Raw genomic sequence first — 7,856 nt, 5'->3', positions numbered from 1 at the left:
CCCGCTACGACAAACGCGCCCGCCACTACCAGGCGCTGGTCACCCTCGCCTGCCTACGACTCTGGCTGCCCTGACTTTGCGGACACGACCTAGGGGGGTTCATGAGACACAGAGCGAGATCGATCCTCGCTGTCGGCGCGCTTCTGCTCGGCGGAGCGAGCCTCGCGCCCATCGCCCAGGCACAGAGCGGACATCCGGCCACACCCCGGCCGGACGAGGTCAGGGTCTTCCGGGCCGATGTCACCCGGCAGCAGGTGCCCCTGCTCCTGACGGCGGGCCAGGACGGCCGCGAACTCAGCGAGCAGGTGACCGGGAAGGGCCGGATCGAGGTCGAGGTCTACCTCACCGGCAGGCAGGCCGCGCAGCTGCGCGAGCAGGGCGTCGAGCTCACCGAGCACACCCTGTCCGCCCGCGCGCAGGCGCGGGTCAAGGGCGCCGCGCAGGGCGTGTTCCGTCCCTACAGCGGCAGCGGCGGGCTCAAGGAGGAGATCCTGCGCACCGCCCGGGACCACCCCGGTCTCACCAAGGTGGAGTCCATCGGCCGGACCGTCGGCGGCCAGGACATCCTCGCGGTCAAGGTCACCAGGAACGCCAAGAGGTCGCACGACGGCTCCAGGCCGCCCGTGCTGTACATGTCCAACCAGCACGCGCGTGAGTGGATCACCCCGGAGATGACCCGGCGTCTGATGCACTACTACCTGGACCACTACAAGACCGACCGGCGGGTCAAGAGAATCGTCGACTCGACCGAGCTGTGGTTCGTCCTGTCGGCCAACCCGGACGGCTACGACTACACCTTCCGGGACGCCGGTACCCGCCTGTGGCGCAAGAACCTGCGGGACGTCAACGGCGACGGCGTCATCAGCACGGGTGACGGCGTCGACCTCAACCGCAATTTCGCCTACAAGTGGGGTTACGACGACGAGGGTTCGTCGCCCGACCCGACCAGCCAGACCTACCGCGGCGCGAGCCCGGCGTCCGAGCCCGAGACCCGGGCGCTGGACGCCTTCGAGAAGCGCGTCGGCTTCACGTACGGCATCAACTACCACTCCGCCGCCGAACTCCTCCTGTACGGCGTCGGCTGGCAGGTGGCCACCCCCACGCCCGACGACGTCCTCTACCGGGCGCTGGCGGGCACCCCCGACAAGCCGGCCGTTCCCGGCTACCGTTCGCAGCTCTCCTCGGAGCTGTACACCACCAACGGCGAGGCGGACGGCCACGCGTCGAACGTCAACGGGATGGGGATGTTCACCCCGGAGATGTCGACCTGCCAGACGGCGTCGGACCTCGATCCGGACGACGCCTGGAAGGCCCAGGACTGCCGGTCGGTCTTCGACTTCCCGGACGACGAGAGGCTGATCCGGCAGGAGTTCGAGAAGAACGTCCCGTTCGCGCTCTCCGTCGCCGAGTCCGCCGTGCACCCCGACAAGCCGGTCTCCTCGGTCGGCCTGAGCGCCGCCGACTTCACTCCGGCCGCGTTCTCCACGTCGTACGCCCGGGGCGCGGACCAGGAGGTCTCGGCCGTCGTCCGCAAGGCGGTCCGGGACAAGGAGCTGAAGTACCGCGTCAACGGCGGCCGTACGCTCGACCAGGCGCTGCGGCCCTGGAAGGGCGGGCAGACCTACGGCGGCGAGGACGACCTCTACTTCGACGAGTACCGGGCCAGGGTGCGGGACGGCGAGCCGGGCGACACGGTCGAGGTGTGGTTCACCGGCGAGACCAGGGACGGCAGGAAGGTCTCCAGCTCCCACTTCACCTACACCGTCGCCGAGCGGCCGAAGGCGGACACCCTCGTCGTCGCCGAGGAGGGGACCGCCGCCACGCAGGCACGGACGTACGTGGACGCGCTGAAGGCGGCCGGGCACAGGGCGATCGTGTGGGACGTGGCCACCCAGGGCGCCCCGGACGCGCTCGGCGTGCTGCGGCACTTCCGGACGGTCGTGCACTACTCGGGGGCGAAGGGCCCGGCCAACCCCACCCAGCTCCAGCTGCGCGCCTACCTCAACGAGGGCGGCAGGCTGATCGAGGCCGGTGAACTGGCCGGCGGCAGCGTCGACCTCGGCGGCGGCACCCCGTCGGACGACTTCAGCCAGTACTACCTGGGGGCCTTCAGCCGGACGTCGACCAAGGGGGCCACCGGCTTCACGGGCTCCGGCGCACTCGACGGTGTCACCGGGACCCTCGGCGACGCGCCCGGCAACCCGCTGGACAGGGCGGGCACCTACGGCGTCACCTCCGACGAGCTGCCGGTCGCCACGTACCCCCAGTTCAGGAGCGCGGGCGCGGGAGCGTTCCCCGGGACGGTCAACCCGTACGGGCCGTACGCGGGTGCCGCCATGGCCGCCGCGGTGCACACCGACGACGCCTACAAGCGTCTCACCCGCACCATCGACCTCACCGGTGTCAGCGCCGCCGACAAGCCGGCCCTGAGCATGCGGCTGCTGTGGGACACCGAGCCCGGCTACGACCACGCGGTGGTCGAGGTGCACACCACGGGCGCCGCCGACTGGACGACGCTGCCCGAGGCCGGCGGGGCCACGAGCACGGCCTTGCCGTCCGACTGCGGGGACGGCTTCCTGATCGCCGAGCACCCGTGGCTGAAGCACTACCTGACCCTCACGGGCAACACCTGCACGGCGACCGGTACCACCGGCTCCTGGAACAGCCTCACCGGCAGCTCCGGCGGCTGGCGGCAGGTGAGTTTCGACCTGAGCGGCTACGCCGGGAAGTCCGTCGAGGTGTCGGTCGGTTACGTCACCGACCCGGGCAGCGGCGGCCACGGTGTCCTGGCCGACGACGCCTCCCTGGTGGTGGGCGGCACGGCGAGGGAGACCGAGGGCTTCGAGTCGTCCCTGGGCGCCTGGAGGGCGGCCGGACCGCCCGCGGGCAGTCCGGCGGTGCTCAAGGACTGGGCGCGTACCGGGACGCTGTTCCGGACGTACGGAGCGGTCGCCACGGACGACACCGTGCTGCTCGGTTTCGGCCTCGAACAGATGACGTCGGCGGCCGACCGGGCGGCTCTCCTGAGGAAGGCGTTCGACTCGCTCGACAGGTGAGCGGACCCCCCTCTCAGGGGTGCGCGAACGGGGTACTCATCATGTGAGCCGACCCGCTCACGAACGAGTGACAACGGCGTCAAAAGCGCCCCGCATTTCGTCGCACATCCGGATGAACCCACTGCCGATCCGGGACGGTCCGTACCCCTACTGACCAGTACGGACCGCCTGCCCGTGTATGCGCCATCTCGATGTCACCCCGGGGCCCTCGGAGAGGTAGGGTCGGTGGTGGTCGGGGACATCCCAAACAGAGCTCGCCGGCACCGCATGGCCGGCGTACCAACGAGGAGATCGGTTCGTGACGATCCGCGTAGGCATCAACGGCTTCGGCCGTATCGGGCGTAACTACTTCCGCGCACTGCTGGAGCAGGGCGCGGACATCGAGGTCGTGGCTGTCAACGACCTGGGTGACACCGCGACCACCGCCCACCTGCTCAAGTACGACACGATCCTGGGCCGCCTCAAGCAGGAGGTCTCCCACACCGCCGACACGATCACGGTCGACGGTCACACCATCAAGGTGCTCTCCGAGCGCAACCCCTCGGACATCCCGTGGGGCGAGCTGGGCGTCGACATCGTCATCGAGTCGACCGGCATCTTCACCAAGAAGGACGACGCCGCCAAGCACATCGCCGGCGGCGCCAAGAAGGTCCTCATCTCGGCTCCGGCCAAGGACGAGGACATCACGATCGTGATGGGCGTCAACCAGGACAAGTACGACCCGGCGAACCACCACGTCATCTCCAACGCGTCCTGCACCACCAACTGTGTGGCGCCGATGGCCAAGGTCCTCGACGAGAACTTCGGCATCGTCCGGGGCCTGATGACGACGGTGCACGCGTACACGAACGACCAGCGCATCCTCGACTTCCCGCACAAGGACCTGCGCCGCGCCCGTGCCGCCGCCGAGAACATCATCCCGACCACCACCGGCGCCGCCAAGGCCACCGCCCTGGTGCTGCCGCAGCTCAAGGGCAAGCTGGACGGCATGGCCATGCGCGTCCCGGTCCCGACCGGCTCGGTCACCGACCTCGTCGTGGAACTCGGCCGCGAGGTCACCAAGGAAGAGGTCAACGCCGCCTTCCAGAAGGCCGCCGAGGGCGAGCTGAAGGGCCTCATCGACTACACCGAGGACCCGATCGTCTCCTCGGACATCGTCAACGCCCCGGCGTCCTGCACCTTCGACTCCTCCCTGACCATGGTCCAGGAGGGCAACAGCGTGAAGGTCATCGGCTGGTACGACAACGAGTGGGGCTACTCCAACCGCCTCGTGGACCTCACGGTCTTCGTCGGCAACCAGCTCTGATCGCTGAAGCAGGACCCCGAAGTGGGCGCAGGGCCCGGGCAGCGCACCGCCGCGCTGTCCGGGCCCTGTCCCGCGTACTGACGACGTCCTCTTACGATCAGGTGCACCACGAGCCCTCCTCAGGAGTCCACTCAATGAAGACGATCGACGAACTTCTCGCCGACGGCGTGCGCGGCAAGCGGGTCTTCGTCCGCGCCGACCTCAACGTGCCGCTGGCCGACGGGACGATCACCGACGACGGCCGCATCCGCGCCGTCCTGCCCACCGTCAGGGCCCTCGCCGACGCGGGCGCCAAGGTGGTCGTCGCCTCCCACCTGGGCCGCCCCAAGGGCGCCCCGGACCCCGCCTTCTCCCTCGCGCCGGCCGCCTCCCGCCTGGGTGAACTCCTCGGCTCCGGCGTGGCCTTCGCGACCGACACCGTCGGCAGGTCCGCCCAGGACACGGTCGCGGGGCTCAGCGACGGCCAGGTCGCCGTCCTGGAGAACCTGCGCTTCAACACCGGCGAGACCGCCAAGGACGACACCGAGCGCGGCGCCTTCGCCGACCGGCTCGCCGCCCTCGCGGACGTCTACGTCGGTGACGGCTTCGGCGCCGTGCACCGGCGGCACGCCTCCGTCTACGACCTCCCGGCCCGCCTGCCCCACTACGCCGGCTACCTCATCGCCACCGAGGTCGGCGTCCTGAGGAAGCTCACCGACGACGTCAAGCGCCCCTACGTCGTCGCGCTCGGCGGCGCCAAGGTCTCCGACAAGCTGGCCGTCATCGACCAGCTCCTCGGCAAGGCCGACCGCATCCTCGTCGGCGGCGGCATGGCCTACACCTTCCTCAAGGCCAAGGGCTACGAGGTCGGCATCTCCCTGCTCCAGGAGGACCAGGTCCCGGTCGTCCAGGAGTACATCCGGCGCGCCGAGGAGCAGGGCGTGGAGCTGCTGCTCCCCGTCGACGTCGTGATCTCCCGGGAGTTCCCGGACCTGAAGGCCAAGGCCCCGACCGAGCACAGCGTGGTCGACGCGGACGAGATCCCCGCCGACCAGGAGGGCCTGGACATCGGCCCGAAGACCCGGGAGCTGTACGCCTCGAAGCTCGCCGACGCCGAGACCGTGTTCTGGAACGGTCCCATGGGCGTCTTCGAGCACCCCGACTACGCCGAGGGCACCAAAGCGGTCGCCCAGGCCCTCGTCGGCGCCGGCGGTTTCACCGTCGTCGGCGGCGGTGACTCCGCCGCTGCCGTGCGTACGCTCGGCTTCGACGAGAACGCATTCGGCCACATCTCGACCGGTGGCGGCGCCTCCCTCGAATACCTCGAGGGCAAGACGCTCCCCGGCCTCGCCGCACTGGAGGACTGACCCTTGAGCACCCGCACGCCGATCATGGCGGGCAACTGGAAGATGAACCTCAACCACCTCGAGGCCATCGCGCACGTCCAGAAGCTCGCCTTCGCCCTGGCCGACAAGGACTACGAGGCCGTCGAGGTCGCCGTCCTGCCGCCCTTCACCGACCTGCGCTCCGTGCAGACCCTGGTCGACGGCGACAAGCTCCGGATCAAGTACGGCGCCCAGGACATCTCGCAGCACGACTCCGGTGCCTACACCGGCGAGATCTCCGGCCCGATGCTGGCCAAGCTGAAGTGCACCTTCGTGGTGATCGGCCACTCCGAGCGCCGCCAGTACCACAACGAGACCGACGAGCTGGTCAACGCCAAGGTCAAGGCCGCCTACAAGCACGGCCTGACCCCGATCCTGTGCGTCGGCGAGGAGCTGGACGTCCGCGAGGCGGGCGAGCACGTCGCCCACACCCTCGCCCAGGTCGACGGCGGTCTGAAGGACCTGCCGGCCGAGCAGGCCGAGACCGTCGTGATCGCCTACGAGCCCGTGTGGGCCATCGGCACCGGCAAGGTCTGCGGCGCCGAGGACGCCCAGGAGGTCTGCGCCGCCATCCGCGCCAGGCTCGCCGAGCTGTACTCGCAGGACGTGGCCGACAAGATCCGCATCCAGTACGGCGGCTCCGTGAAGTCGGGCAACGTCGCCGAGATCATGGCCCAGGCCGACATCGACGGCGCCCTGGTCGGCGGCGCCTCGCTGGACGCCGACGAGTTCGTCAGGATCGTGCGGTTCCGCGACCAGTGACGCGGCCATGAGTAGGCGGTAGCGGCGATACGTCGTACCCTTGCGGGGCCGAAACTGTCATGGGAGCTGCCAGCTCCCGGGGGAGCGTCGGCCCCGTCGTCCATCAGAATCCGAGGAAGTTGGTCCAGCCGTGGTTTTGGGGTTCTCGATCGCCCTGATCGTCTTCAGCCTGCTGCTGATGCTGCTGGTGCTGATGCACAAGGGGAAGGGCGGCGGCCTCTCCGACATGTTCGGCGGCGGCATGCAGTCCTCCGTCGGCGGTTCCTCGGTCGCCGAGCGCAACCTCGACCGGATCACCATCGTGATCGCTCTGCTGTGGTTCGCGTGCATCATCGTCCTCGGCCTTCTGATGAAGTCGAACAGCTGACACGCGAACAGCACGTTCCGCCCGTTCCGCACGTAAAGCCCCATGTTCGGTACGCGATCCTGAGCGCGGCCTATCATGGGGCTTGCGTCTTGATGTGGGGGCCGGTAACTCCAATCACTGGACGCGCGTTGGGCCTTACGTAGACTGAGGCGCTCGCGGCGAAGCGAAACGCCGACTCGCTTTCGCGGCACCATCACGCAGGGAGTTACGACCGTGGCAAGTGGCAACGCGATCCGAGGAAGCCGGGTCGGGGCGGGGCCGATGGGCGAGGCCGAGCGCGGCGAGTCCGCGCCGCGTCTGCGCATCTCCTTCTGGTGCTCCAACGGGCATGAGACGCAGCCGAGCTTCGCCAGCGACGCGCAGGTTCCCGAGACCTGGGACTGCCCGCGTTGCGGCTTCCCGGCCGGCCAGGACCGGGACAACCCGCCGGACCCGCCGCGCACCGAGCCCTACAAGACGCATCTCGCGTACGTACGGGAGCGGCGCAGCGACGCGGACGGCGAGGCGATCCTCGCCGAGGCGCTCGCCAAACTGCGGGGCGAGATCTAGCGACACCGACCGGCCGGGTACCCATGGGTGCCTGGCCGGAGCCGTGTACGGCGCGCCGTACCGGCCTGCCGTCGTCGTGCCGGCTCACGTCCCATGCTGATCAACTAGGTTGGAACGGCTGGGACAGGCACGACATGAGGCGGAGGTCGGAAATGAACGCAGACGGCCGTACGAGGCTCAACCGCACGCCCGAATGGGCGGCGCTCGCCAGGCACCGCGAGGAGCTGGCAGACACCCATCTGAGGGACCTCTTCGCCGCGGGACCCGGCCGCGCGGAGCGGTACACGCTTCGGGTGGGTGATCTGTATATCGACTACAGCAAGCATCTGGTGACGGATGAGACGCTGGGGCTGTTGAGGGAGCTGGCCGCGGCGACGGATGTGTTCGGTCTGCGTGATGCCATGTTCGCGGGTGAGAGGATCAACGTCACCGAGGACCGGGCGGTGCTGCAC

The 7,856-nt window shown here is 69.4% G+C and carries 6 protein-coding genes and 1 pseudogene; all 7 read left to right on the top strand.

Features of this window, described 5'->3' with window-relative positions; genetic code table 11:
* Positions 1 to 101 precede the first annotated feature (101 nt).
* A complete protein-coding gene (locus ACF1BE_RS34915; RefSeq protein ID WP_392203011.1) occupies positions 102 to 3,056 on the top strand; it encodes a M14 family zinc carboxypeptidase in 2,955 nt (984 codons plus the stop codon).
* 298 nt (positions 3,057 to 3,354) lie between these two features.
* On the top strand, positions 3,355 to 4,362 hold the full coding sequence (gene gap / locus ACF1BE_RS34910; protein ID WP_392203010.1) for a type I glyceraldehyde-3-phosphate dehydrogenase: 1,008 nt from the start codon (positions 3,355 to 3,357) through the stop codon (positions 4,360 to 4,362).
* Between the two features lie 134 nt (positions 4,363 to 4,496).
* Positions 4,497 to 5,708, top strand: coding sequence for a phosphoglycerate kinase (locus ACF1BE_RS34905; RefSeq protein WP_392203009.1), 1,212 nt, complete (start codon positions 4,497 to 4,499; stop codon positions 5,706 to 5,708).
* Positions 5,709 to 5,711: 3 nt separating this feature from the next.
* Positions 5,712 to 6,488: a triose-phosphate isomerase gene (gene tpiA / locus ACF1BE_RS34900; RefSeq protein WP_392203008.1), complete on the top strand. Its 777-nt coding sequence runs from the start codon at positions 5,712 to 5,714 to the stop codon at positions 6,486 to 6,488.
* 130 nt (positions 6,489 to 6,618) lie between these two features.
* Positions 6,619 to 6,855 carry a preprotein translocase subunit SecG gene (secG, locus tag ACF1BE_RS34895; protein ID WP_392203007.1) on the top strand — a complete coding sequence of 79 codons (237 nt, stop codon included), beginning with the start codon at positions 6,619 to 6,621 and terminating at the stop codon, positions 6,853 to 6,855.
* A 213-nt stretch (positions 6,856 to 7,068) separates the two neighbouring features.
* Complete coding sequence (locus tag ACF1BE_RS34890; RefSeq protein ID WP_003976875.1) at positions 7,069 to 7,404, top strand: RNA polymerase-binding protein RbpA; 336 nt, start codon at positions 7,069 to 7,071, stop codon at positions 7,402 to 7,404.
* A 152-nt stretch (positions 7,405 to 7,556) separates the two neighbouring features.
* Positions 7,557 to 7,856: pseudogene (locus tag ACF1BE_RS34885) on the top strand (glucose-6-phosphate isomerase); the annotation flags it as partial.

It is taken from the genome of Streptomyces sp. NPDC014991 (assembly GCF_043080665.1).
In the GTDB taxonomy this organism is placed as follows: Bacteria; Actinomycetota; Actinomycetes; order Streptomycetales; family Streptomycetaceae; genus Streptomyces.
This window is presented reverse-complemented; position numbering and strand designations above follow the sequence as displayed.

Bases quoted from the DNA above. Each gene is read 5' to 3' on its own strand.
- ACF1BE_RS34905 (WP_392203009.1), top strand. From the start codon at position 4,497: ATGAAGACGATCGACGAACTTCTCGCCGACGGCGTGCGCGGCAAGCGG.
- ACF1BE_RS34915 (WP_392203011.1), top strand. From the start codon at position 102: ATGAGACACAGAGCGAGATCGATCCTCGCTGTCGGCGCGCTTCTGCTC.